Origin of the sequence: Myxococcus stipitatus DSM 14675, assembly GCF_000331735.1 — a bacterium.
In the GTDB taxonomy this organism is placed as follows: Bacteria; Myxococcota; Myxococcia; order Myxococcales; family Myxococcaceae; genus Myxococcus; species Myxococcus stipitatus.
The window spans coordinates 5,251,961-5,275,820 of record NC_020126.1 but is presented as its reverse complement, the minus strand read 5'-3'; the positions used below and the strand labels follow the sequence as shown (position 1 = coordinate 5,275,820).

Sequence of the window (23,860 nt, the reverse complement as noted above, 5' to 3'; positions counted from 1 at the left end):
GCTGAGGGTCGGAAGGCCGCTGGCTTCGGAGGTGTCGGGTGCTCCCGACACCGTCCGAAGCCGCGGCCCCTCTCAGTGCTGTGCCGCCGCGACCGGAGCGGCGAGGGCGTCATCCACCAGGGACTTCTTCTCCCAGGCGCGACTCCGCCACCGGACCCAGAAGGTGATGGCGCGCACCCACTCATCCGCGGCGATGGCCAGCCACACGCCCGCGAGCCCCAGCCCCAGCTTGAACACCAGGAAGTAGCCCAGGGGCAGGCTCATGCAGACCATGGACAGGAACGCCATGTAGACGGTGAACGGCGCGTCCCCCGCGGACCGCAGCGCGTGCACCAACACCAGGTTGAACGAGCGCCCCGACTCCAGCAGCAGCCCCAGGACGATGACGTGGGCGGTGAGCTGGATGATCTCCGCGTCGTGGGTGAAGAGGCTCACCAGCGGCACCCGGATGGCGATGACCGCGAGGTCCACGACGACGGTGATGGCCACCGCCCACTGGAGGCTCTTCAGCACGCGGCGATAGGCCTCGTCCTGCTGGCGAGAGCCCACCAGTCGTCCGACGATGATGGCGGTGCCCATGCCCACCGCGAAGCTGAACAGGTAGACGTACTGGGAGATGGCGTTCCCGTACTGGCGTGAGGCCAGCGACGTCGCCCCCAGGAACGTCACGTAGTACAGGAACACCGCCTGGCAGCACTGATACGTGCCGTGCTCGACGGCGGACGGGACGCCCACCCGGAGAATCTTCCGCAGGGTGTCCCACGAGAAGTTCACGTAGTCGCGCGGCTGCATCCGCACGTCCATCACCCGGCGCAGCAGGACCGCGAAGACAACGAGCGCCACGCCGCGGCTGATGACCGTGGACCAGGCCGCGCCCGCGACCTCGAGCCGAGGCACTCCCCACAGCCCGAAGATGAGCAGCGCGTTGCCGCCCACGTGCAGCACGTTCATCCCCAGCGCGACGAGCATGGACTCGCGCGTGAAGCCATAGGTGCGCACCAGGGCCGAGAAGACGTTGATGAGCGCCTGGAGGAAGATGAGCCCCCCGGCGATGCCCATGTACGTCCGGGCCTGCTCCAGGACGATGCCGTGTAGGTTCATCCGCGACAGCAGCGCATCGCCGAACAGCAGCAGCCCCGCGCTCACCGTCAGCCCCATCAGGAGGTTCAGGGTGATGGCGACAGCCGCGATGCGCGCCGCCTCCTCCGAGCGTCTGGCGCCCAGGTACTGCGACACGACGACGGATGCGCCGTGGCTCACCACCTCCATGATGAGGATGCAGATGAAGAGGTACTGATTGACGACGCCGACCGCGGAGACCGCGTCGTCGGACACACCGCTGAGCATCAGCGTGTCCGCCGTCCCCATCATCATGAAGAGGAGGAGCTCCAGGAAGATCGGCCAGGTCAGCCGGAACAACCCCATCCTGGTGGGGCCCTGCACGGAGGTGTCTGCCATGGTTCGCCGCGGAGACCGCGCTGGCGGCCGCGTAACAGGCACCGCCCGTCACCGCCAGCGACATCACGCCTGCTTGCCAGGGCACACAGGGGCTTCCCAGCCCCTATGAGCACCAAGGAACTGCGACGTCAGTGCTTCATCAGCTCGCGGGAAGGGTCCGTCACGGGAGCCTTCTCGGGCGGCGTCGCGGCCACGGTGAACAGGGACTCGGAGCCGCCCTTCACGGTGTTGCGCGCCCCGCCGGACGTCGAGGCCGAGTCATTGGCCGGGAGCGACGGAGACGCCACGGAGGAGGACTCACCCGAGGCCTGCTTCGCCGCGGCATTGCGATGGCGCCGCCACACGAAGTAGCCGACGACGGCCACCAGGAGCACGCCCATGACGGCGTACTGGCCCTCCTTGAACTTGCCGATGAGCATGTCCAGCTCGCTGCCGAAGTGGAAGCCGAGCCAGACGAACACGGGGGCGGACAGGAGCGCGGCCAGGCCGTCCCAGAAGATGAAGCGCCAGTAGGACATGCCCACCGAGCCCGCGGTGAAGTACGTCACCGCGCGCACGCCCGGCATGAAGCGGGCGATGCAGACAATCTTCTGGCCGTGGCGCTCGAACAGCCCTTCCACCCGGGCGCGCTTCTCCGGGGTGACGATGCGAGCGAAGAATCCTCCGCCCTTCCCTTCACCATTGCGGCCCAGCTTGCCGCCCAGGCGCCGGCCCGCGAAGAAGATGAGGCTGTCGCCGACGAGGATGCCGCCGAACCCCACCGCCATCATCATGGGCAGGTTCGCCGCGCCCTTGTGCGCCAGGAAGCCGCCCAGGATGAGCGAGATGTCCTCCGGAAGCGGAACGCCCAGGCCGCAGGCCACGAGGATGCCGAAGATGGTCGCGTAGGCGATGAAGCCGTGTGCATCGCCAATCAGGGTGGTGAGAAGTTCTTGCACGCGTTGTCCCGTCCGTTCACTTCCGAGGGGCTCGCCGGGTCACGGCCCGAGCCAGCCCATCCAGCGCCCCAGCATCAACCGGGCACGCCTCCTCAAAACTCCGGGCCGGGGACTTCTTCGAACCCGAGCGGCCCTGGCGGCTGGCGGCTCCATGAGCCCCCGCCGAGACCTGGGTTGCCCCGAGGGCCAGCGCTCGGCCCGGCGGCGCCACCCCAGCGATATCGACCGTTTGCCCGCCTGCTCTATTCCCCTGCGCGACCTCGCGGAAGAAGGATGGGGCCCGTGTCACCCACCCGCGCCGCATGCCCGCCGGTCGCATGCGTCCCTTGGCTTCGAGCAGATTAACCACCACCCAGGGCGTCGGCTCACCTTCCCGTAGGCCCCGGAGTCGGGGTGCCTGTTGGAAGGGAGCGCCCGGCCCTCCGTCCGCGAGGGACGTCACAAGGGCCCCAGGCAGAGGGAGGACGGCCAGGTGGGGGGCACGCATACCGGCCCCCACGCTACCACGGGCCTCTCAGGCGGCCGGCGCCTTTCCGATGAGGGTCCGAATCATGTCCCGGTTGTCGCGGGCCTTCTGGCCGAAGTAGCCCACGATTCCCATCAGCAGCTTCACGCACGCCTGGGGCTTGGTCGCGAGGAGCTTCTGGAAGTCCGCCGCGCGAATCTCCAGCGCGGACACGTCCGTGATGGCCGTCGCCGTGCACAGCCGCTCGCCCTTCTGCACCAGGGCCAATTCCCCCAGCGGCTCGCCAGAGGTCACCTCGCCCAGGGACACGTCCTCGCCGGACGGGCTTCGCGCGCTCAGCCGCACGGTGCCCTCGCCGACGATGATGAGCGACTCACCCGTCTTGCCCTCGGTGAACAGCGCGGTGCCCTTGGGGAAGGCGCGAGGCACGGCGACCCCCGCGAAAATCTGGATGCCGGTGTCGGTGAAGCCCTTGAAGAGCGGGCACGCCTTGAGGGTGGTCGCAGGCACGAGAGCCATGGTGCGGGGTCCTAACACGGCGCGCGAGGGCCAGCGAATCAGCGGCTGGCGCGGTACTCGGAAGCAATCTGGACGTAGTGCTGCGCGGACATGAGCAGGAAGGCCCGCTCGTCCTCGGTGAGCGGACGCTTCACCTTGCCGGGCGAGCCCAGCACCAGCGAGCCCGGAGGAATCTTCGTCCCCGGCGTCAGCAGCGTCCCGGCGCCGATGAGGCAGTCATCCCCCACCTCCACGTCGTCCAGGAGGATGGAGCCCATGCCCACCAGCACGCGGTTTCCGACGAGACATCCGTGTAGCACCACGTGGTGCCCCACCGTGACGTCGTCGCCGATGACGGTGTGCGAGCGGCCGCCGGTGACGTGGACCAGCGAGAGGTCCTGGATGTTGGTGCGCTGGCCCACGCGGATGGGATTCACGTCACCGCGCATCACCGTGTTGAGCCAGATGGACGAGTCCTCGCCCAGCTCCACGTCGCCCACGACCTGGGCGGAGTCATCCACGAAGCAGCTCGGGTGGACGCGGGGGGAGACCCCGCGAAACGCTCTCAGCGCCATGGTGTGTCACCTCGAGCGCGGCGCGCTCAGGCCTCCGCGACGACGTGGAACGGCGAGACGGGAGGCGCCACCGGCAGCGGCTCCACGGTGGGCAGCCGCAGCACCGCGACCTGCTTGCCCGCGAGCTGGTTCGGGGTGGAGCGGTCCACCTTCACCGTCACCACGGAGCCCGTGGGCGCGTCGCCGTCGAAGTTGACGGTGCGGTTCTCCGGCGTGCGCCCGAAGCGCTTCGCCGCGTCGTAGCGCGAGTGCCCTTCCACCAGCACCTCCACCTCCGCGCCGACCAGGGCCGCGGTGGTCTCCGTGCTGATGCGGCGCTGGAGCTTCTGCAGGCGCTCCAGGCGGGCGATCTTCACCTCGTGAGGGATGGGCCCCCAGTCCTTCTCCCGCAGGGCCGCGCCCGTCTTGGGGCGGGGGCTGTAGATGAAGGAGAACTGGTTGTCGTAGCGCACCTGCTCGGTGAGCTTCATCGTCATCTCGAAGTCCTCCTCGGTCTCCCCGGGGAAGCCCACGATGATGTCGGTGGTGACGGCGATGCCCGGCCGCGCGTCGCGCAGCTTCTGGAGCCGCTCCAGGTACTGCACCACGGTGTAGTCGCGGCGCATCATCTTCAGGATGCGGTCGCTCCCGCACTGCACGGGCAGGTGGAAGTGCGGCGCAATCTTGGGCTGGGTGCGGAACGCCTCGATGAGCTCGTCCGACAGGTCATGCGGGTGGCTGGTCGTGAAGCGCACGCGCTCGATGCCCGGCACCTCCGCGGTGCGCAGGAGGAGCTGGGCGAAGGAGATGCCACCCTGGTACGAGTTCACGTTCTGCCCGATGAGCGTCACCTCGCGCACGCCCACCTTGGCCAGCGCGTCGACCTCCAGGAGCACGTCCGGGAACGCGCGGCTCACCTCGCGGCCACGCGTGTGGGGCACGATGCAGAACGAGCAGACGTTGTCGCAGCCCTTCATCACCGTGACGAACTCGGTGACCTTGCCGCGGGACGTCTCCGGGTCGGCGCGGGGGAAGACGTACTCCTCCGAGTCCACGAAGGCCGTCTCCACCACCCGCTCCCGCTCCGCCTCCACGCGGCCGATGATGTCCGGCAGGCGCGCGATGTTGTCGGGGCCGAAGACGAAGTCCAGGTAGGGGACCTTCTTGATGAGCTTGTCCTTCTCCTGCTGCGCCACGCAGCCGCCCACGCCGATGAGCGCGCCGCGACTGGCCTTCACGGGCTTGTAGCGGCCCAGGGCGGACAGCATCTTGTCCTCGGCCTTCTCACGGATGGAGCAGGTGTTGAGGATGATGAGGTCGGCGTTCTCCGGCACCGGAGTCGGCTCGTAGGACATCTTCGCCAGCACCTCGCTCATCCGGAGCGAGTCGTTGACGTTCATCTGGCAGCCGAAGGTGTGGATGAAGTAGCGCTTCATGGAGATTCTCTGAGCAAGAACGTGCCCTTATGCGACGCCCGGGCGAGGAAATCAACCGAACCGGAGGGGAGCGTCACCCTCGGCTGAGCAGGCCGGTCATCCGGGTGTGGAGGTCGACGAGGACGTCCTCGTGCTCTCGCAGCAAGGCCACGGTGGCATCGCCGTACCGGCGGCCCAGGGCGTCCGTCTCCCGCTCCTGGCTGGCCAGCTCCCCGCGGATGCGAGGACGGAGCTCCTCCGCGCGGGCATCCGAGGCGCCCTCGAGCTGCTGGAGCTTGTCCTGGAGCTTGCGGACCGTCCACCGCCGCCCCCCGAAGGAGCGCAGCAGGGCGATGCCTCGCTCCGCCGTCAGGGCCTCCAGCTGGGAGGCCTCCAGGGCGCGGGTGTGCGCACGGGCCACATCCAGGTCACCTGTCCCCTGCTCCGCGTCCGCCAGGAAGGCGCGCTGATAGGAAATCAACGCCTCCAGGAGCGCACGGTCCAGGACCAGCGAGGCCATCCGGAGGGTGCGATCATCCGCCGCGGACAGGTTCGAGCCCCGGGGCTCGACGTTCCGGACATCCTGGAAACCATTGTCGTCAAAGAGGTCAGAGGGCATCACACGTCCTGGTGTCGTCGTCCGCGTCTCTAACAGGCCCCGTCCGCGCAAGGTAGGCTTCACTGCGTGTCCAATCGGGCAGCGCACGGAACCCAGGGCCGCCGGGCGGGCTGGGGACGGAGGGAGGGCTCGCGCGGATTCGCTCACGCCAGGCGGGCTTCCAGGCGGTAGCGTAGGGGGCTCATGAGACGACCGGTGGGAATCGACTTGTTCGCGGGTGCCGGAGGCATGAGCCTGGGGTTCGAACAGGCCGGCTTCGACGTGCGCGCGGCGGTCGAGGTGGACCCTGTCCACGCCGCCGTCCACACCTTCAACTTCCCGGAGTGCGCGGTCCTCCCGCGCTCCGCCTCCGAGGTGACCGCGGCCGAGATTCGCGCCGCCGCGGGCCTGGGCAAGTCGCCCGTGGACTGTGTCTTCGGAGGGCCGCCGTGCCAGGGCTTCTCGCTGATGGGCCAGCGTGCGCTGGAGGACCCTCGCAATGCGCTGGTCCTGGAGTTCGTGCGGCTGGTGGCCGAGCTGGAGGCGCGCACCTTCGTCTTCGAGAACGTGAAGGGCCTGACGGTGGGGAACCACCGGAGGTTCCTCGACGAGCTCGTCCGGGCCTTCGACGACGTGGGCTATGAGGCGCGGATGCCGTGGCAGGTGCTGGACGCCGCGTCCTACGGCGTGCCCCAGCACCGGGAGCGCTTGATTCTCCTGGGCGTACGCAAGGGTGGCACCCTCCCCCGCTACCCGGCCCCCACGACGACGCCCGCGGACTGGGAGCGGGACCTGGTGGCGCCCCCTTCGGGCCCCACGTGTCGGGAGGCGCTGGGCGACCTGCCAGACGCGGATGCCTTCGAGGCGCTGATGGACGGGGACTCCGTTGCGATGCCTCGCCCCAGGAAGCCCAGCCGCTACGCCGCGCAGCTCCGCTGCCTGGCCGACGAGGACTGGCACCTGGGCTACATGCGGCGCTGGGACCCGGGCCTGCTGACGTCGTCCTGGCGGACCACGCACACGCCCATCTCGCGGCAGCGGTTCGCGGAGACGGCCCCTGGCTCGACGGAGCCCATCTCGCGCTTCTACAAGCTGGCGCCGGAGGGCTTGTCGAACACGCTGCGGGCTGGGACGGATGGGGCTCGCGGGGCCTTCACCTCCCCTCGCCCGATTCATTACGAGCATGCGCGCTGCGTGACGGTGCGCGAGATGGCACGGCTGCACGGCTTCCCCGATTGGTTCCGCTTCCAGGGGACCAAGTGGCATGGGGCCCGGCAGATTGGAAACGCGGTGCCGCCTCCGCTGGCCCGAGCCATCGCCTCGGAGGTCGTCTCCTCGCTGCGCCTCAAGCCATCGCGCCCCCAGCGGGTCCTGGACCTGGGCGACACCGCCCTGCTCTCGATGGATGTCTCCGAGGCGTCCCGGCACTTCGGTGTCGAGCCGCCTCGAACCTCGCGTGACCGGAAGAGCGGCCAGCGAAAGCGGAGTCAGCACGAAACAGAGGCGGCCCGACTGGCCGCCATGGAGGGGTCCCGTGGTCAAAGCCGCGACCGGAGCGAATCGCTACCAGGCCCTCATCGAGCGGATCTTCCTCGACCGGTTCAAGCGAGGGGATAACCAGGTCGACTTCGACCGGGAGGACCTGGTCTCCGCCGCCGAGCAGATGGGCGTGGACCTCCCGAAGAACCTGGGCGACGTCATCTACGCCCTCCGCTATCGCATTGGCATGCCTGACAGCATCCTGGAGACACAGGCGCCAGGACTGGAATGGGTCATCGAGGGCGTGGGCCGAGCCAAGTACGCCTTCCGATTGGTGCGGCTCAACCGCGTGGTGCCGCGCACGGACCTGCCCGCCATCGCGATTCCCGACAGCACGCCGGAGCTCATCCGAGCCTATGCGCTGGACGACGAGCAGGCCCTGCTGGCCATCGTCCGCTACAACCGGCTGCTCGACGTCTTCCTGCGGCTGACGACGTACTCCCTCCAGAACCACCTGCGCACGACGGCGAAGGGCATCGGGCAGATTGAAATCGACGAGCTCTACATGGGCGTCGACCGGGACGGCTGCCACTACGCCATCCCGGTGCAGGCGAAGGGCGGCTCGGACCAGATCAGCGTGGTCCAGGCGAAGCAGGACCTCACCTGGTGCGAGCAGCGCTTCCCCGGCATGAAGGTCCGCGCCATCTCCGCGCAGTTCATGAGCGATGAGCGCGTGGCGCTGTTCGAGCTCGCCGTCGAGGACGACATGGTCAAGGTCGTCGAGGAGCGCCACTACCGGCTCGCCCGAGCGGGAGACCTGAACCGGGACGAGGTCCTGAAGTACCGGCCCTGAGCGGGGCGAGCCGTCTCAGGACGGCACGAGCTGGTCCGCGATGCGGGCGAGGTCCGAGACGGACGTCACCACCACCGCCGTGTTGCAGTGCTTCTCGTAGGTGAGCATCTCGCTGTCGCCGACGCCCCAGTTGCCCCGCTCCTCGGGGCAGATCCACAGCACGCGCTTGGCCTTGCGGCGCAGGTCCTTCAGGGCCCAGACGTTGTTCGCGTTGTAGTTGTTGCGCCCGTCGCCAATGACCATGAGGGTGGTGCGGCGGGTGATGCTGCCCAGGTGGTCTCGGGTGAAGTCGGCCAGCGCGCGGCCATAGTTGGAGTTCGCGCTGAGCGACACCGTCTTCCCCGCCGTGGCCATGTCGATGGCCTCGTCCACGTCCAGGTCCTTGAAGTACTGCGTCACCTCGCCCACGTCGGACACGAAGACGAACGAGCGCACGCGCACGAACAGCGACTGCATCGTGTGCATGAACAGCAGCATCATCCGCGAGGCGTTCCGGACGGAGTCGGACACGTCGCACAGCACCACCAACTCCGGGCGCTCCGGACGGCGGCTCTTGAACTGCGGCACCATGGGGACACCGCCCCACGTCATGTTCCGGCGCAGGGTCCGGCGCACGTTGAGCGCGCCCTTGCGGTGCGAGCGCTGACGCCGGATGAGCCGGCTGCGCAGCTTCTCCGCGAGCGTACGCACGGCGGACTCCATCTGGTCCACCTCCGCCTGGGAGAGCAGGTGCAGGGGCTTGTCCGTCACATTGTCCGTGCGGCGACGGATGCGAGCCTCCGCCTGTCGCTTCACCTCCTGGCGCGCGGCGTCTTCAATCTTCCGCATCGCCGCGGCGACATGGCGCGAGACGATCTCCACGCCCTCGGGAGCAATGCCCCGCGCGCGAAGCTCGTCCTCCAGGGACTTCATGTCGGAGCGAGCCCGCTCCATGCCCGCGCCCGCCAGCATGCGCCGAGCGAAGAACCCCGCCTGGAGCGGGCTCTCCAGCCGCGACATGTCGAGCTGGAGCGACGCCATCCGGAAGATCTGCGCCAGCCGGGCGCGGTCGCCTTCGAGCACCGCCTGCGCCAGGGGGGACATCTCCGGCAGGAGCAGGTTCATCTGGAAGGTGACCATCTTCAGGATGTCCCCATCCAAGTAGCCCTCCTCCGCGAGCTGATCCGCCAGGGACTTGTCGATGGCCTCGAACGTCGCGGCCGCGCCGGAGAAGAAGAAGTTGAAGGCGCGGTTGAACGTGTCCACGTCCATCTCGCGCTTCACCAGCGTGGTGCGAAGGACGGCGCGGAACAGGTCCTTCTGCGTCAGCCCCACTTCGGTGGTGGCCCGCAGGGCGTCCTGGACCTCGGACGTGCTCACGCGCACGCCGTTCTGTCGAAGCACCTCGGCGAACTCGACGATGCGGGCGTCCATCTCAGGCCTTCCCCTTCTCGAACGACATCACGGCTTCCACATGGTGCGTCTGGGGGAACATGTCCACCACCTGGAGCGCCACGGGGCGGTAGCCCGCTTCAATCAAGCCCGCGCCATCGCGCGCCAGCGAGGCCGGGTCGCACGCGACGTACACCACCCGCCGGATGCCCAGCGCCACCATCCACTTCGCCAGCCCCGGAGCCCCCGCGCGAGGCGGGTCCGCCAGGCACATGTCGAAGCGCCGCCCCTCGGCGACCAGGCCGTCGCACACCTTGCGCGCATCGCCCTGCACGAAGCGGACATTGCTGACACCCGCCTCGCGAGCACTGCGCTGGGCCAGCTCCACGCCCACCGGCGACGACTCCACGCCCAGCACCGACGCCACGCCTCCCGCCAACGGGAAGGTGAAGTTGCCATTGCCGGAGTACAGCTCCAGCACGGAGTCCGCATCCTTCGCGGCCAGCTCGAAGATGGCCGAGGTGACCAGCCCCACGTTGGCCTCCGCATGGGCCTGCGCGAAGGAGTCCGGGCGCAGATACAGCGGGACCTCCGGTCGCAGCGGGGACAGCGAGCGCAGGACGGGCTTGCCCAGCAGCCGAGGTGAGCCCTCCTTCGGCACCAACACCGCGCCCTCCAGCCGCAGCGCCCGCACCGCGCTCTCCGCGGCCTCCTGGTGCCGCGCCGTCACCGGCCCGGTGAGCATCACCGCGAACGTGGCCTTGTCTCCCTCGGCCAGCAGGAGCACCTCCTCGGTGTCCTTCGCCAGCGGCTTGAGCAGCGGTGCCAGCTTCCCGGGCAGCTCCGAGAGCGCGGGCGAGAGCGCGCCACACTCCGTCACGGCGATGCGCTCATGGCTGCGCCGGCTGAAGTAGCCCAGCGAGCCCTTGCCCGCGGGGTGCAGCACCGCGCGGCGGCGATAGCCCCAGTCCCGAGGCGCCACGAGCAGCGGGCGGACCTCGAAGTCCTCCCGCTTCATGTGGCCCAGGTGCTCCAGGGTCGAGAGGACGATCTCCTGCTTGGCGCGGCGCTGGGCGGACTCGGCCAGGCTCAGCCAGTCGCAGCCGCCACACTCGCTCGCCAGGGAGCACGGCGCCTGACGACGGTCGGCGCCTGGAGTCACCACCTCGCGCAAGAGCCCGCGCAGCACGCGGCCCTGGGCCTCCAGGTGGACCCGCACGGTGTCGCCTGGAAAGGCTCCGGGGATGAAGACGGTGCGGCCCTGCCAGGACGCGACGCCCTCGCCGAGCTGCCCGAGGCGCTCGACGGTCAATGCGATGGGAGTTTCAGGGAGGGGCAGCATGCAGGCGCTCGTGGTGGCGCCCGGTGGGGCGCCCTACTTCCGGGCCGCTTCTGCCGGGAGCTCCGAGCGCAACCGCTCCACGAACTCCCCGATGCGCGACCGCTTGTCGTCGTCAACGTCCAGGAACTCCACCGCCATCCCCGGAGACTGCGGGGACGGGACGCCGAGTGCATTGGTGCGCGTCACCCGGCCCTTCAGCTCCACCGGGAAGTGCGCCCCCGGCAGGGTCACCAGCAGCTTCACCACCGTGTCCACCGGCAGCGGCTTGTCGGTGTTGATGTAGAGGCCGCCTCGAGACAGGTTGACCGCCCAGTCCGTCACGAAGCCCGCCACGCTGCGGTAGGCCACCGGGAGCTCGTACTCGACGCGCGGCGCGCGGTGGTCGATGGGGTTCTGCTTCTCCGAGGTGTCCGCCATGGGAAGGGCTCCGCCGGGGAAGTTTCGTCCGTACCACCCTCCCCCAGCGGCGCACCTTAGCCCCGAGCGCTCAGACTTTCATCTCGCGCACGTCCGGGGCGATCTTCAGCTTGGGCTCGGTGAGCTTCTGCACCAGCTCCACCGTCACGCCCGGGGCCAGCTCGCGCAGCACCAGGCCCTCCGGCGTCACGTCGATGTAGGCGTGGTCCGTGACGATGTGGTGCACGCACTTGATGCCCGTCAGCGGCAGCGAGCACTTCTTGAGGATCTTCGGCTGACCCTCCTTGTTCGCGTGCTCCATGGCCACGTAGATGCGCTTGGCGCCCACCGCCAGGTCCATGGCGCCGCCCATTCCCTTCACCATCTTCCCGGGAATCATCCAGTTGGCCAGGTCGCCTTCCTCGCTGACCTCCATGGCGCCCAGCACGGCCATGTCGATGTGGCCGCCGCGGATCATCCCGAACGACAGGGCCGAGTCGAAGAACGACGCGCCCTTCACCGTCGTCACCGTCTCCTTGCCCGCGTTGATGAGGTCGGGGTCTTCCTTGCCCGACTCCGGGTAGGGCCCGATGCCCAGCAGGCCGTTCTCCGACTGGAGCACCACCTCCACGCCCTCGGGGATGTAGTTGGGGACCAGCGTGGGGATGCCGATGCCCAGGTTGACGTAGAAGCCGTCCCGCAGCTCCTGCGCGATGCGCTTCGCGAGTTGTTCACGAGTCAGTGGCATGGGGTCCTCAGGCCGACTTGCGGACGGTGCGCCGCTCAATCCACTTCTGGAGGTTCTTCGCCTGGACGATGCGCTTCACGAAGATGCTCGGGATGTGCACCTGGTCCGGGTCCAGCTCACCGGGCTGCACGATCTCCTCCGCCTCGACGATGGTGACCTTGGCCGCCATGCACATCATCGGGGAGAAGTTGCGCGCCGTCTTGTTGAACACCAGGTTGCCCCAGGTGTCCGCCTTCGCCGCGTGGATGATGGCGAAGTCCGCCTTCAGCGGCGTCTCCAGCACATGCAGCCGCCCGTCGATGATGCGCGACTCCTTGCCCTCGGCGATCTTCGTGCCGGCGCCCGTGGGCGTGAAGAAGCCCCCGATGCCGCAGCCGCCCGCGCGGATGCGCTCGGCCAGCGTGCCCTGCGGGTTGAGCTCCACCTCCAGCTCGCCGGAGAGGTACTGGCGCTCGAACTCCTTGTTCTCCCCCACGTAGCTGGACACCATCTTCTTCACCTGCTTGTTCTGGAGCAGGATGCCCAGCCCGAGCTCGGTGGTGCCGCAGTTGTTGGAGATGATGGTGAGGTTCTTCACGCCCTTGCGGTGAAGCGCCTCGATGAGATTCTCGGGATTGCCACACAGCCCGAAGCCGCCGCTCATCAGCGTACAGCCGTCCGGGATGTCGGCGACTGCTTCGTCCGCGCTCGCGTAGACCTTGTTCATTCGCCCTCCTGATAACGGAAACGGGGTGAAGGCCACTCGCAGAGGCCCTCACCCCGCCCCTCTCCCTAGGGAGAGGGATGAACTACCGCTCCACCATCAGCGCGATGCCCTCGCCGCCGCCGATGCACAGCGACGCGACGCCCCGCTTCTTGCCCTGGTCCTTCATCGTCTGAAGCAGCGTCACCAGCACGCGCGCACCCGACGCGCCGATGGGGTGACCCAGCACCACGCCGCCGCCGCGCACGTTCACCTTCGCGGGGTCCAGCCCGAGGAGGCGGTTGTTGGCGATGGCCACCACCGCGAACGCCTCGTTGATCTCCCACAGGTCCACGTCCGCCGCCTTCACGCCCTTCTTCGTCAGGAGCGTGTTGATGGCGTCCGCCGGCGCGATGGTGAACTCCACCGGCTTGCGAGCGGCCTGCGCGTAGCCGGTGATGCGGCCGAGGATGGTCTTCCCCTCCGCCTTCGCCCGCTCCTCGCTCATCAGCACCAGCGCCGCGGCGCCGTCGTTGATGGAGGACGCGTTGGCGGCCGTCACCGTGCCGTCCTTCTTGAACACGGGCTTCAGGCCCGGAATCTTGTCCGGCTTGGCGTTGCGAGGACCCTCGTCCTCGGACACCGTCGTCTCCTCACCCGGCTTCTTGCCAGGAATCACCACGGGGACGATCTCCGCGGCGAACAGCCCCTCCTTCTGGGACTGGATGGCGCGGCGGGTGGACTCCAGCGCGAACTCGTCCTGCTGCGCGCGGCTGATGTTCTGCGACGTGGCGCACTCCTCCGCGCAGTTGCCCATGTGGACGTTGCCGTACACGTCCCAGAGGCCGTCGTGGATCATCGCGTCCTTGAACTCCACGTTGCCCATGCGAGCGCCGCCACGCATCGTGTGGCTGATGTACGGCGCGTTGCTCATGGACTCCATGCCGCCCACGACGACGACGTCCGCCTCGCCCAGGGCAATCGCCTGCGCGCCCGCGATGACGGCCTTGAGGCCGGAGCCACAGACCTTGTTGAGCGTGGTGGCGGGAACTCCCTCGGGCAGGCCGGCGAACAGCGTGGCCTGACGGGCGGGCGCCTGGCCGACACCGGCCTGGAGCACGTTGCCCATGATGACTTCCTGCACGGCCTCGGGCTTCACGCCCGCGCGCTCCAGCGCGGCCTTGATGGCCACCGCGCCCAGCTGCGGAGCCGTCAGCTTGGAGAGCGCCCCCTGGAAGGCGCCGATGGGGGTACGGGCCGCGCCCACGATGACGACGTCACGAGCCATGAAAACTGCCTCCTCTTGAGGATGTACGGATGTCCTTCGATAACAGCGGCGGGGGCACTTATCACCGGGCGTTCCCCGGAGTTCAAGCGTCCTCGCTCGGCCTCCCGACGGGAGCGTCCGTTGCTCGCGACGCACCGCGAAATCCCACCCAACCCCTCGGACTTCCTCCCGCTTTCGCCAGGCCTCACCACCCGACCGGTCGGACGCTCGCGCCCCCGCGTCAGTGGTATTTGACCTTGAAGTACAAAACTCGCTAGACGAGGGGCATGGCGAGACCCAGGAAGTTCCAGGCGGAGGAGGCGGTGGCCAGGGCGATGGAGGTCTTCTGGGAGAAGGGCTACGCGGGGGCGACGCCGCAGGAGCTCGGCGAGCGGATGGGCCTGGGTCGAGGCAGCCTCTACAACGCCTTCGAGAGCAAGCAGGGCCTCTTCGAGTGCGCGCTGCGCCACTATCACGAGCATGAAGCGCCCCGGCTGCTCGCGCTGCTGTCGCGCGAAGGGTCCGTCAAGGAGCGCCTGAGGGTGCTGTTCCTCGCCATCATCGAGCTGGACGTCGCGGACCCGGACCGCAAGGGCTGTCTGGCCATCAACACCGCGGTGGAGCTGGCCTCGCGAGACACCGCCGCGGCCCGGCTCGCGGCGCGGATGTTCGAGCGCACGGAGGCGACCTTCCTCGCGCTCCTCGAAGAGGGACAGCGCACGGGCGAGGTCGACGCCTCCCTCGATGCCCGCGCCCTCGCGGCCTTCCTGCTCAACAACCTCACCGGGCTGCGCGTGCTGGCCAAGACGGCGGCGGACGCGGCCCACCTCACCCCCATCGTCGACGTCGTCCTGAGGTCCTTCTAGCCATGCGCCTCTCCCCTTCCCTCCTCCCCTCGCTGTTCGTGCTGTCCATCGGTGGTGCCTGCGCGCGCAACGTCCCACCGCCCGCGTCCACGCAGGCCCCGGCGGAGCTGCGGCTGTACGCGCTCGACTGCGGCCGCATCGATGTCCCGGACATGGGCTTCTTCACCGATGGCAGCAAGCCCAGTGGTCAGCCCGGCTTCCTGCCCGTGAGCTGCTTCCTCATCCGCCACCCCCAAGGCACGCTGCTCTGGGACACGGGGCTGGATGATGTCCTCTCCCAGAGTCCGGACGGCGTGACGGACGCGGTGGGCATGCGCGTGCATGTCCGGCGGGGGCTCCAGGCACAGCTCGCGCAGTTGGGCCTGAAGCCCTCGGACGTGCGCTACGTGGGCTTCTCCCATCTGCACGCGGACCACGCGGGCAACGCCAATGTCTTCAGCGGAGCCACCTGGCTCGTGCAGCGCAAGGAGCTGGAGTGGGCCACCGCCACGCCCACGCCCTTGGGGGTGGACGCGGCGAAGTTCTCCTCGTGGAAGGAGGCGAAGGTGGAGCAGTTGGACGGCGAGCACGACGTCTTCGGCGACGGCAGCGTGCGCATCCTCACCACGCCGGGCCACACCCCGGGGCACCAGTCGCTGAAGGTGACGCTGCCCAAGACGGGGACGCTCGTGCTGTCCGGAGACCTCTGCCACACGCGCGCGAACTGGGAGAACCACGCCGTGCCCGCGTTCAACACCAGCCGCGAGCAGACGCTGACGTCCATCGGCCAGGTGCAGGCGCTGCTCGGCCACGCGCAGGGGCGCTTCATCGTGCAGCACGCGCCCGAGGACCTGCGCACGCTGCCCGCGCTCCCCGCCTACCTCGAGTAGTCGCCCGCAAACGGCAACGGCCGGGCCCCCTTGCGGGAACCCGGCCGTCTCGCCGTGAAGCAGCGCGCTGACTACTTCTTGGTCAGCTTGCCCATCACGTCGCCGAGGCGCGCCTTGGAGCCTTCCGCCTGCTTGCGGAGGTACTCACGGTAGTCGTCGCCCTCGCCGATCAGCGCCTTCATGGACAGCGCGACCTTCCGGTCCGGCGTGTTGATGTCGATGATCTTCACCTCGACATCCTGCGCCTCCTGCACCACGTCACGCGGGTTCTCGACACGCTCCTCCTTCAGCTCGGAGACGTGGACGAGGCCCTCGATGCCCGGCTCGATCTCCACGAACGCGCCGAAGTCGGTGACCTTGGTGACCTTGCCCTTCACGCGGCTGCCGACAGGCAGGCGCTCGGACAGCGTCTCCCAGGGGTCCGGCTGGAGCTGCTTGATGCCCAGGCTGAAGCGCTCGTTCTCGACGTCGATGTTGAGGACCACCGCCTCGACCTCGTCGCCCTTCTTGAACATCTCGCCCGGGTGCTTGATGCGCTGGGTCCAGGAGATGTCGGACACGTGCACCAGGCCGTCCACGCCCTCCTCGACGCCGACGAACACGCCGAAGTCGGTGACGTTGCGGATCTGACCCTTGATGACGGAGCCGATCGGGTACTTGTCCTCGAGCAGCGTCCAGGGGTTCTGCTCGATCTGCTTCATGCCCAGCGCGATGCGCTTGGCCTTCGGATCGATGTCCAGGACGACGGCCTCCACCTCCTGGCCGACCTCCAGGATCTTGGACGGGTGCTTGAGGCGCTTGGTCCAGGACATCTCGGACACGTGCACCAGACCCTCGACGCCCTGCTCGATCTCGATGAACGCGCCGTAGTCCGTGATGGACACGACCTTGCCGCGCACGCGGGTGCCGACCGGGTACTTCTCGTCGGCGCGGTGCCACGGGTCCTCCTGGATCTGCTTCAGGCCCAGGCTGACGCGCTCCTGCGTCGGGTCGAACTTGAGGACAACGACGCGAACCTCGTCGCCCACGTTGAACATCTCGCTGGGGTGACCGATGCGGCCCCACGACATGTCCGTGATGTGCAGCAGGCCGTCGATGCCGCCCAGGTCGATGAACGCACCGTAGTCGGTGAGGTTCTTGACCACGCCCTTGAGGACCGCACCCTCCTTGAGGTTCTTGAGGGTCTCCTTCTTCATCTCCTCGCGCTGCTTCTCGAGGAGCACGCGGCGGCTCAGGACGATGTTGCCGCGCTTCTTGTTGAACTTGATGACCTTGAACTCGAATTCCTTCGAGATGTACTGATCAAGGTTGCGCACAGGGCGGATATCCACCTGGCTGCCCGGAAGGAACGCCTTCACGCCGATGTCGACGGAGAGGCCACCCTTCACGCGGCCAACGATGGTGCCCTTGACGATCTCATCGCGCTCGCAAGCGGCGCTGATCTCGTCCCAGATGCGCATCTTGTCGGCCTTCTCCTTGGAGAGGACGACCATGCCGGTATCGTTCTCACGGCTCTCGAGAAGGACCTCGACCGGGTCACCCGCCTTGACGGAGACCTCACCGCGAGGGTTGGTGAACTCGGAGATCGGGACCTGACCCTCGGACTTGTAGCCGATGTCGACGATCGCGTAGTCCTTGGTCACCTGAACGACGGTGCCCTTGACGATCTCCCCTTCCTTCAGGATGCCGTCGCCACCGCGCTCCTTGAGCGACTCCTCGAACATCGCCGCGAAGTTCTCTTCACCGGCGTCCGTCTCGACCTGCTGGTTCACGTTCTGCTGCATGGAGTTGGAAGTCCTTTGAAACGGCACAGCTGCCCCCTGATTTGATGGACGTGCCTCCTGCGGGGCGCAACGGGAGTCCACGGACGTCCCCACCACTGGGGACTTTTGAATGAAGCCGCGCACCCTAGACACCGCTGATTCCGGTAGTCAAGCGAGCTCGTGCCCCATGTGATGATCGGTGGATGCGCTCCCCCGGGACTGTCAAGACCCTGGGGTGGTGCTTCCACGCGGGTGTTGCCTGGAACGCTCGAACAGCGAGCGGCCGGGAACCTACTCGAAAAATCCACCGAAATGCGACCCACTTCGGCGGCTTTCGTTCCGTTCGCAGGGCGAGGCCCACGAGTCCGGTGCCCGGCGTGAGTCATGGGGGAAGGTGCGCCCGGGGGGGTGGACTTTGTTCCCGCACGTCGGCGGCCGCGGGCCTCTCCCCTTCCTTCCTCCTCTGGACCTGGCGCGGAAGAGCCACCGCGCGAGCGCGTGCTCCCTGGACACGCCGCCGTGTGTACTGGGAGTGAGAGAAGGGCCTAGAATGCTCAGTTCCCCACTCTGTTCAGTTTTCCCCAAGCTCGCTGGCCCGCCCGGGACCCCCCATGCGTCGTTGGAGCCTGTCTTTCCTCGTCGTGATGCTGTCCCTGTTGGGGACGGCCCCCGCCTTCGCGCAGCAGGCCGTGAATCCCGAGTCGCTTGTCCTGAGTCGAGGAAGGGATGTGCAGGCGCTCGTGGTCCAGGGGACTCCCGCGGAGGGGCTTGGGCTGTCCCATACCTTGGGGTGGTTCTATTACGACGCGCTGGTGGAGCGCGGGTATGTCGACCGGGGCAATCCCGACGACCCGACGGACGATGTCCTCATCGACAGCGACGGGAACGGCCTGCCCGACTTCCATGAGGACTTGTACAACCTCAATCCGGCGCGCGGGTACATCGGCCAGGGCCCGCGCTGCACGCCGGAGCGGCTCTTCACGCATCAGCGAGCGGCGGGCGGCAATCTCCAGCTCCGTGAGCCGGATCTGCTGACGGGCTCGTGTTCCTCGGCGCCGAGCTATTCGGCGAACGCAGGCCCGCGACGGTGGCCCACCGCCGAGCCAGGGTATCCGGCGAGGCCGGGTGGCGCTGTCGTGGGTCAGCCGATGGAATCGGCCACCGACCTGGTGACGCCCGGGGGCTATCTGGTGGACAGCGCGATACCGGACCAGGTCGATACGTACTTTGGCGACCGGGGCGTCTTTCCTCACATCCCCAACCTGCTCGAGCCCCAGGACCCGCTGAACCTCGGCATGGGCTTCGGGCAGATCCTGCTGTTGAGCACGGATGATGACGGCTCCAGGTGTCCGGAGGACTCATACGCCCCCGAGTGCCTCGCGCCTCGAATGGCGCAGGCCGGGGAGGGCGAACCTCCGCTCATGGGGCCGATATGGGATCGCGAGGGTTCCGACGACGGCATCCCGGACTACAAGGCGAGTGCGTTTGATCCCTGGGGGCGACTCATCCCTGGCCAGGACCCGCATGCGCCCATCAACGAGTCGGATCGGCGTGTGGCGATGGGTCATGTGGATGGGCAGCGGGAGATTGTCTTCTTCCTCGTCACCTACTCCGACCAGCAGCGCCACGGACCGGCGACCGATACCTGCTTCCTCCCGGCGCCCGTGGGGGGCGGAAGGCTTCAGTGCGAGCTGTGGGGGCATGGCGACATCAACGTGTTCTTCTCCAAGACGGCGCTCAACCTGGACCTCTATCAACTGCCGGGCAATGTCGTCGCCTCGGTGGATCCGTCCCAGACCTGGCTCCAGGATGGCGCGTACGTGCGGCTCCGCAGGCCGGAGATGGGCGCGGTCTTCATCGCGGAGACGAATCCTCTCGAGGCCGTGAGCTTGGGTCAGAAGACGCCGCACATGCTCATCCTCAAGCCCGCCGCGAACACCGATTCCTGGGTGATGGGATGGGAGGACCTCAACGGGGGAGGAACTCGCGCCTTCAACAACACCGTCTTCGTCATTCACGGCGTGGGGGAGCGCCCGACGAACAGCTACATCGAGCGCAACGAGCCGAATCCGGCGGCGGAGTGGCAGCCGGTCCTGGTCGAGGGCTCTGTCCAGGACAGGCAAGGGGACGGGTCGATTCCCACGGGCTCGATGGAGTTCCTCGTGGACGGAGTCGTCACGACGACGGTGCCATTGGATGCGACGGGGCGGGCCATCACCGAGCTCAGCTTTGGTGTCGGCGAATACGCCGTGGCCACCAGGTACGTGCCAGACAGCAACGTCCATGCGGCGAGCGAGTCCTTCGCCGTCACCCAGGTTGTCGAACCGCTGGTGGATGGTGGCGAGGATGCCGGCCCCGTCGATGGCGGCGAGGATGCCGGAGAGGTCGACGCCGGTGAAGTCGATGCCGGCGAGCCAGATGCCGGTCCGGTCGACAGTGGTTCAGACGCGGGCGAAGTCGACGCAGGTGAGCCCGATGCGGGCGAACCCGACGCGGGTGAACCCGATGCGGGTGAACCGGATGCAGGTGAACCCGACGCAGGCGAACCTGATGCAGGCTCCGACGCCGGCGAACCGGACGCGGGTGAACCCGACGCAGGCCCGGATGCAGGTGAACCCGACGCAGGCGAACCTGATGCAGGCTCCGACGCCGGTGAACCGGACGCGGGTGAACCCGATGCCGGTGCCGTCGACAGTGGCTCGGATGCAGGCCAAGTCGATGCCGGCTCCGACGCGGGCGAGGCAGACGCCGGTGACACCGATGCGGGTTCCGACGCTGGAAGCACGGACGCGGGCGACCCCGATGCAGGCGCTCCCACCGAAGATGGCGGCGCGGACCCTGGCGAAGGCGTCACCGGTCCACGAGACCTGAAGGTGACGGGCTGGGGCTGCAGCTCGACGGACGCAGGCGGCTCATCGCTCATGCTCCTGTCGCTCTGGCTGGGCCTCTCGCTCCTGCGCTCCAGGCGCCGGGCTCACCGCTGACGGAACGGTCTCTCGAAGTCACGGCCGGAATCCACACGGCTTCGAGAGACCTCCCTCCCCTTCACGGGGTCTTCCAGTCTCCGTAGCACCCCGTGACGCCACATTTGGGACAGCGGCATCCGAGGTAGTACCAGCGCATGTCCGTGCTGCCCGCGTAGAAGGCCACGCCCTCGACCACCTCGAACCCGGTGGCACCGCAGACGCACGAGGACTCTTCCAGCTCGGCGTCGTCGAGGAACTCCAGGCTGTCCGCCAACGGGACCTGCTCCTCGCACCGAGTGCAGGTCTGGACCGCCGCGCCTGTCTCCTCGTCCATCAGCAGGCTCAGCACCTCCGTGCCGCAGGGGCACCGGAGGTCCGTCATCCGCTCGACGGGGTAACCGTTCTCCTTGCTGTACCGCGCGAGGGATTCCCGGATGTCCTCACGAGAATCCCCGACGAAGTGCCGACCCTTCCGCTTCAACGCCATGCGAACGCAGTCCCTCTCACCACACCACCGAACCGCGCCGCCAGGTCAGCCCAGCAGCCGGAAGCTCTCGCGAGCAATCACCATCCGCTGCACCTCGCTGGTGCCCTCGTAGATGGTCTGCACGCGGGCGTCGCGGAAGTACCGCTCCACCGGGAACTCGTCGATGTAGCCGTAGCCACCGTGCAGTTGCACGGCCTTGTCGCAGACGCGGTTGCTTGTCTCGCTGGCGAAGAGCTTCGCCATGGACGCCTCGCGGGTGAACGGCTGCTTCTGGTCCTTCATGTACGCCGCGCGCAGCGTCAACAGCTCCGCCGCGTCGATCTGCGTCTTCATGTCCGCGAGCATGAACCGCGGACCCTGGAACTCACCAATGGCCTGGCCGAACGCCTTGCGGTCCTTGACGTAGGTCACGCTGGCCTCGAGCGCCGCGCGAGCCACGCCACACGCCTGGGACGCGATGCCGATGCGCCCGCCATCCAGCGCGACCATCGCCAGCCGGAACCCCTGCCCTTCCGCGCCCAGCAGGTTCTCCGTCGGAATCACGCAGTCCTCGAACGTCAGCGCCACCGTGTTCGAGGAGCGCAGGCCCATCTTGTCTTCGTGCCGACCGATGTGGAGGCCCTTCGTCCCGCCTTCCACGATGAAGCACGACAGGCCCTTGTTGCCCGTCGCGGCCGTCCGAGCCCACACGACGAGGACTCCCGCGTGCGCGCCCGACGTAATCCACTGCTTGCTGCCGTTGATGACCCACGAGTCGCCCCGGCGCACCGCGGACGTCAGCATCGCCCCCGGGTCCGAGCCCGCGTGCGGCTCCGACAGCGCGAACGAGCCCGCCACCGCTTCGCCCGACACCAGGCGCGTCACGTACTTCTCGCGCTGGGCCTCGGTGCCGAAGGCGTTGATGAGCTCCGCGCACATGTTCGTCACGGCCATCGCCACCGACGTGGACGCATCCGCCGCGGCCATCTCCATCATGGCCAGCGCGTAGGAGACAGCCCCCGCCTCCGAGCCGCCGTACTGGGCCGGGATGTTCACCCCGAGGAGCCCCATCTGCCCCAGCTCCTTGAAGATCTCCGTGGGGAAGCGCTCCTGGCGGTCCAGCTCGCGGGCGAGCGGAGCCACGCGCTCCCGCGCGAACTTGCGGGCCGTCTCGCGAATCAGCTTCTGGGTCTCGGTCAGCTCGAGGTTCACGTCGGTCGTCCTACTCGATGGCCTTGAGGTTGAACGGATACTCGATGGGGTGGTCGACGCCGTCCGGAGGCTTGGGGAACGTCATCGACGACAGCACGGCCACCACGCAGTCGTGGAGGTTCGGGTCCTTCAGCGTGCTGCCCTTCTTGACCACCTTGGCGCTCTTCACCAGCCCGTTGGAGTCGATGGTGAAGGTCGTCGCCAGACGGCCCTCCACCTTCTTGTCCTTCTCCGCCATGTGGTCCTCGTAGCACTCCTGGATGCGCCCCTGGTTGTAGGCGACCACCTGGCGGATGGAGTCGGGGGTGAAGGGCATGCGAGCCACGTCCGGCGCGTCGCTCTTCGCGGGCGCGGACGTGGCGGGGGCACCGGACTTCCCGCCCGAGGACTTCTTCGCCGGACCGCCTTGCGCGAGCGCGGCGGCCGAGGCCAGGACCAGGACGGACAGCAGTGCCCTCTTCATATGCCTACTCCTTCAGGACGTTGGCGGAGATGACGATGCGCTGAATCTCGCTCGTCCCCTCGTAGATCTCGGTGATGCGAGCGTCGCGCACGTGGCGCTCCACGTCCATCTCCTTGCTGTAGCCCATGCCGCCGTGCACCTGGAGGGCCTTGTTCGCCACGCGGCTGGCCATCTCGCTGGCGTACAGCTTCGCCATGGCGCTCTCCGCGCTGTGGCGCACGCCCTTGTCCTTGAGCAGCGCCGCGCGCCACACCAGCAGGCGGGCCGCGTCGATCTCCATGGCCATGTCGGCGATCATGAACTGGATGGCCTGGTGCTCGCGGATGGGCTTGCCGAAGGACTTGCGCTCACCCGAGTAGCGCACGGCCTCCTCGTACGCGGCGCGAGCGATGCCCAGCGCCTGCGACGCGATGCCGATGCGGCCGCCGTCCAACGTGGACATGGCGACCTTGAAGCCCTCGCCCTCCTTGCCCAGGAGGTTCTTGGCCGGCACGCGCATGTCCTCGAAGAACATGGAGCAGGACCAGGCGGCGCTGATGCCCATCTTCTTGTCGGGCTCGGCGCGGATGAAGCCGGGGGTGTTGGTGGGGACCAGGAACGCGGAGATGCCCTTGTTGCCCGCCTCCCGGTTCGTCATCGTGAACAGGACGATGGCGTCGGCCTTGGGGCCGTTGGTGATCCAGTTCTTGGAGCCGTTGATGACGAACTCATCACCGCGGCGCACCGCGACGGTCTGCTGCGCGGCGGCGTCGCTGCCCGCCTCGGGCTCCGTCAGGCCGAAGCAGCCGAGCTTGTCGCCCCGGGCGAACGGCGTGAGGAACTCCTCCTTCTGCGCCTCGGTGCCGAACTTCATCACCGGGTCGCAGTAGAGCGAGTTGTTCACGCTCATGATGACGCCGGTGGAGGCACAGCCGCGGCTGATCTCCTCCATGGCGAGCGCGTAGCAGACATTGTCCAGGCCCGCGCCGCCGTACTGCTCCGGGACGGCCACGCCGAGCAGCGACAGCTCGGCGAGCTTCTTCACGGCATCCGTCGGCCACGCATGATGCTCATCCCACTTGCGGGCGTTGGGGGTCAGTTCCTTGGCGGCGAACTCGCGGCACATCCGCTGGATCTCGCGCTGGACGTCGGTCAGCTCGAAGTTCATGAGGGCTCCATATTACGGGGGGTGCTCCCAGGGAATAGCGAAG

General features: G+C 68.0%; 22 protein-coding genes. 5 read left to right on the top strand and 17 right to left on the bottom strand.

The genetic code is table 11. The features are described 5' to 3' along the window. Window positions 1-72: 72 nt before the first annotated feature. From MYSTI_RS20510 to MYSTI_RS20485, 6 genes are all read right to left on the bottom strand, one after another. A complete protein-coding gene (locus MYSTI_RS20510) occupies window positions 73-1,458 on the bottom strand; it encodes an MATE family efflux transporter (protein WP_015349699.1) in 1,386 nt (461 codons plus the stop codon). A 128-nt stretch (window positions 1,459-1,586) separates the two neighbouring features. Beyond that, entirely contained in the window at window positions 1,587-2,396 is an 810-nt protein-coding gene (locus MYSTI_RS20505) for a DedA family protein (RefSeq protein WP_015349698.1), read from the bottom strand. A gap of 514 nt (window positions 2,397-2,910) precedes the next feature. After that, window positions 2,911-3,381, bottom strand: a complete 471-nt coding sequence (locus MYSTI_RS20500) for a cyclic nucleotide-binding domain-containing protein (RefSeq protein WP_015349697.1) — start codon at window positions 3,379-3,381, stop codon at window positions 2,911-2,913. A 38-nt stretch (window positions 3,382-3,419) separates the two neighbouring features. Further along, the gene (locus MYSTI_RS20495) at window positions 3,420-3,935 is read right to left on the bottom strand and encodes a gamma carbonic anhydrase family protein (protein WP_015349696.1); all 516 of its coding nucleotides are present in this window, start codon (window positions 3,933-3,935) and stop codon (window positions 3,420-3,422) included. Between the two features lie 26 nt (window positions 3,936-3,961). Then, the gene (miaB, locus tag MYSTI_RS20490) at window positions 3,962-5,350 is read right to left on the bottom strand and encodes a tRNA (N6-isopentenyl adenosine(37)-C2)-methylthiotransferase MiaB (protein WP_015349695.1); all 1,389 of its coding nucleotides are present in this window, start codon (window positions 5,348-5,350) and stop codon (window positions 3,962-3,964) included. A gap of 73 nt (window positions 5,351-5,423) precedes the next feature. Continuing rightward, window positions 5,424-5,948 carry a hypothetical protein gene (locus MYSTI_RS20485; RefSeq protein WP_015349694.1) on the bottom strand — a complete coding sequence of 175 codons (525 nt, stop codon included), beginning with the start codon at window positions 5,946-5,948 and terminating at the stop codon, window positions 5,424-5,426. 183 nt (window positions 5,949-6,131) lie between these two features. Between MYSTI_RS20485 and MYSTI_RS20480 the strand changes: the two genes are divergently transcribed. Continuing rightward, window positions 6,132-7,544, top strand: coding sequence for a DNA cytosine methyltransferase (locus tag MYSTI_RS20480; protein ID WP_015349693.1), 1,413 nt, complete (start codon window positions 6,132-6,134; stop codon window positions 7,542-7,544). Next, entirely contained in the window at window positions 7,462-8,259 is a 798-nt protein-coding gene (locus MYSTI_RS20475) for a hypothetical protein (protein WP_044281025.1), read from the top strand. Before MYSTI_RS20480 ends, MYSTI_RS20475 begins: the two co-directional genes overlap by 83 nt. 15 nt (window positions 8,260-8,274) lie before the next feature. On the opposite strand, the gene MYSTI_RS20470 is transcribed toward MYSTI_RS20475, so the two are convergent. The 6 genes from MYSTI_RS20470 to MYSTI_RS20445 form a co-directional block, all read right to left on the bottom strand. Further along, complete coding sequence (locus MYSTI_RS20470; protein WP_015349691.1) at window positions 8,275-9,672, bottom strand: VWA domain-containing protein; 1,398 nt, start codon at window positions 9,670-9,672, stop codon at window positions 8,275-8,277. A 1-nt stretch (window position 9,673) separates the two neighbouring features. Further along, on the bottom strand, window positions 9,674-10,972 hold the full coding sequence (locus tag MYSTI_RS20465) for a class I SAM-dependent RNA methyltransferase (RefSeq protein ID WP_015349690.1): 1,299 nt from the start codon (window positions 10,970-10,972) through the stop codon (window positions 9,674-9,676). A gap of 33 nt (window positions 10,973-11,005) precedes the next feature. Then, window positions 11,006-11,389: a TIGR02266 family protein gene (locus MYSTI_RS20460; RefSeq protein ID WP_015349689.1), complete on the bottom strand. Its 384-nt coding sequence runs from the start codon at window positions 11,387-11,389 to the stop codon at window positions 11,006-11,008. A gap of 70 nt (window positions 11,390-11,459) precedes the next feature. Next, a complete protein-coding gene (locus MYSTI_RS20455; protein WP_015349688.1) occupies window positions 11,460-12,116 on the bottom strand; it encodes a CoA transferase subunit B in 657 nt (218 codons plus the stop codon). A gap of 7 nt (window positions 12,117-12,123) precedes the next feature. Beyond that, window positions 12,124-12,822 carry a CoA transferase subunit A gene (locus MYSTI_RS20450; protein WP_015349687.1) on the bottom strand — a complete coding sequence of 233 codons (699 nt, stop codon included), beginning with the start codon at window positions 12,820-12,822 and terminating at the stop codon, window positions 12,124-12,126. Window positions 12,823-12,904: 82 nt separating this feature from the next. Next, complete coding sequence (locus MYSTI_RS20445; RefSeq protein ID WP_015349686.1) at window positions 12,905-14,086, bottom strand: thiolase family protein; 1,182 nt, start codon at window positions 14,084-14,086, stop codon at window positions 12,905-12,907. Between the two features lie 266 nt (window positions 14,087-14,352). Here MYSTI_RS20445 and MYSTI_RS20440 point away from each other — a divergent pair, with 266 nt between their 5' ends. Together MYSTI_RS20440 and MYSTI_RS20435 are read left to right on the top strand one after the other, a co-directional pair. Next, a complete protein-coding gene (locus tag MYSTI_RS20440; protein ID WP_015349685.1) occupies window positions 14,353-14,931 on the top strand; it encodes a TetR/AcrR family transcriptional regulator in 579 nt (192 codons plus the stop codon). A gap of 2 nt (window positions 14,932-14,933) precedes the next feature. Then, complete coding sequence (locus MYSTI_RS20435) at window positions 14,934-15,800, top strand: N-acyl homoserine lactonase family protein (protein ID WP_015349684.1); 867 nt, start codon at window positions 14,934-14,936, stop codon at window positions 15,798-15,800. Between the two features lie 71 nt (window positions 15,801-15,871). Here the strand turns inward: MYSTI_RS20435 and MYSTI_RS20430 are convergent, their stop codons facing one another. Next, window positions 15,872-17,584: a 30S ribosomal protein S1 gene (locus tag MYSTI_RS20430; RefSeq protein WP_015349683.1), complete on the bottom strand. Its 1,713-nt coding sequence runs from the start codon at window positions 17,582-17,584 to the stop codon at window positions 15,872-15,874. A gap of 590 nt (window positions 17,585-18,174) precedes the next feature. On the opposite strand from MYSTI_RS20430, the gene MYSTI_RS44705 reads away from it, so the two are divergent. Then, window positions 18,175-20,547 (top strand): ICP22 family protein, encoded by a 2,373-nt coding sequence (locus tag MYSTI_RS44705; RefSeq protein WP_015349682.1) that lies wholly within the window; start codon window positions 18,175-18,177, stop codon window positions 20,545-20,547. Window positions 20,548-20,608: 61 nt separating this feature from the next. Here the strand turns inward: MYSTI_RS44705 and MYSTI_RS20420 are convergent, their stop codons facing one another. Genes MYSTI_RS20420 through MYSTI_RS20405 form a run of 4 tightly spaced genes read right to left on the bottom strand, consistent with a single transcriptional unit; the run spans window position 20,609 to window position 23,817 of the window. After that, a complete protein-coding gene (locus MYSTI_RS20420) occupies window positions 20,609-21,016 on the bottom strand; it encodes a hypothetical protein (RefSeq protein ID WP_015349681.1) in 408 nt (135 codons plus the stop codon). A 45-nt stretch (window positions 21,017-21,061) separates the two neighbouring features. Next, entirely contained in the window at window positions 21,062-22,207 is a 1,146-nt protein-coding gene (locus tag MYSTI_RS20415) for an acyl-CoA dehydrogenase family protein (protein ID WP_015349680.1), read from the bottom strand. A 10-nt stretch (window positions 22,208-22,217) separates the two neighbouring features. Further along, window positions 22,218-22,670, bottom strand: a complete 453-nt coding sequence (locus MYSTI_RS20410; protein WP_015349679.1) for an AgmX/PglI C-terminal domain-containing protein — start codon at window positions 22,668-22,670, stop codon at window positions 22,218-22,220. Between the two features lie 4 nt (window positions 22,671-22,674). After that, window positions 22,675-23,817 carry an acyl-CoA dehydrogenase gene (locus MYSTI_RS20405; protein WP_015349678.1) on the bottom strand — a complete coding sequence of 381 codons (1,143 nt, stop codon included), beginning with the start codon at window positions 23,815-23,817 and terminating at the stop codon, window positions 22,675-22,677. Between the last annotated feature and the right edge of the window lie 43 nt (window positions 23,818-23,860).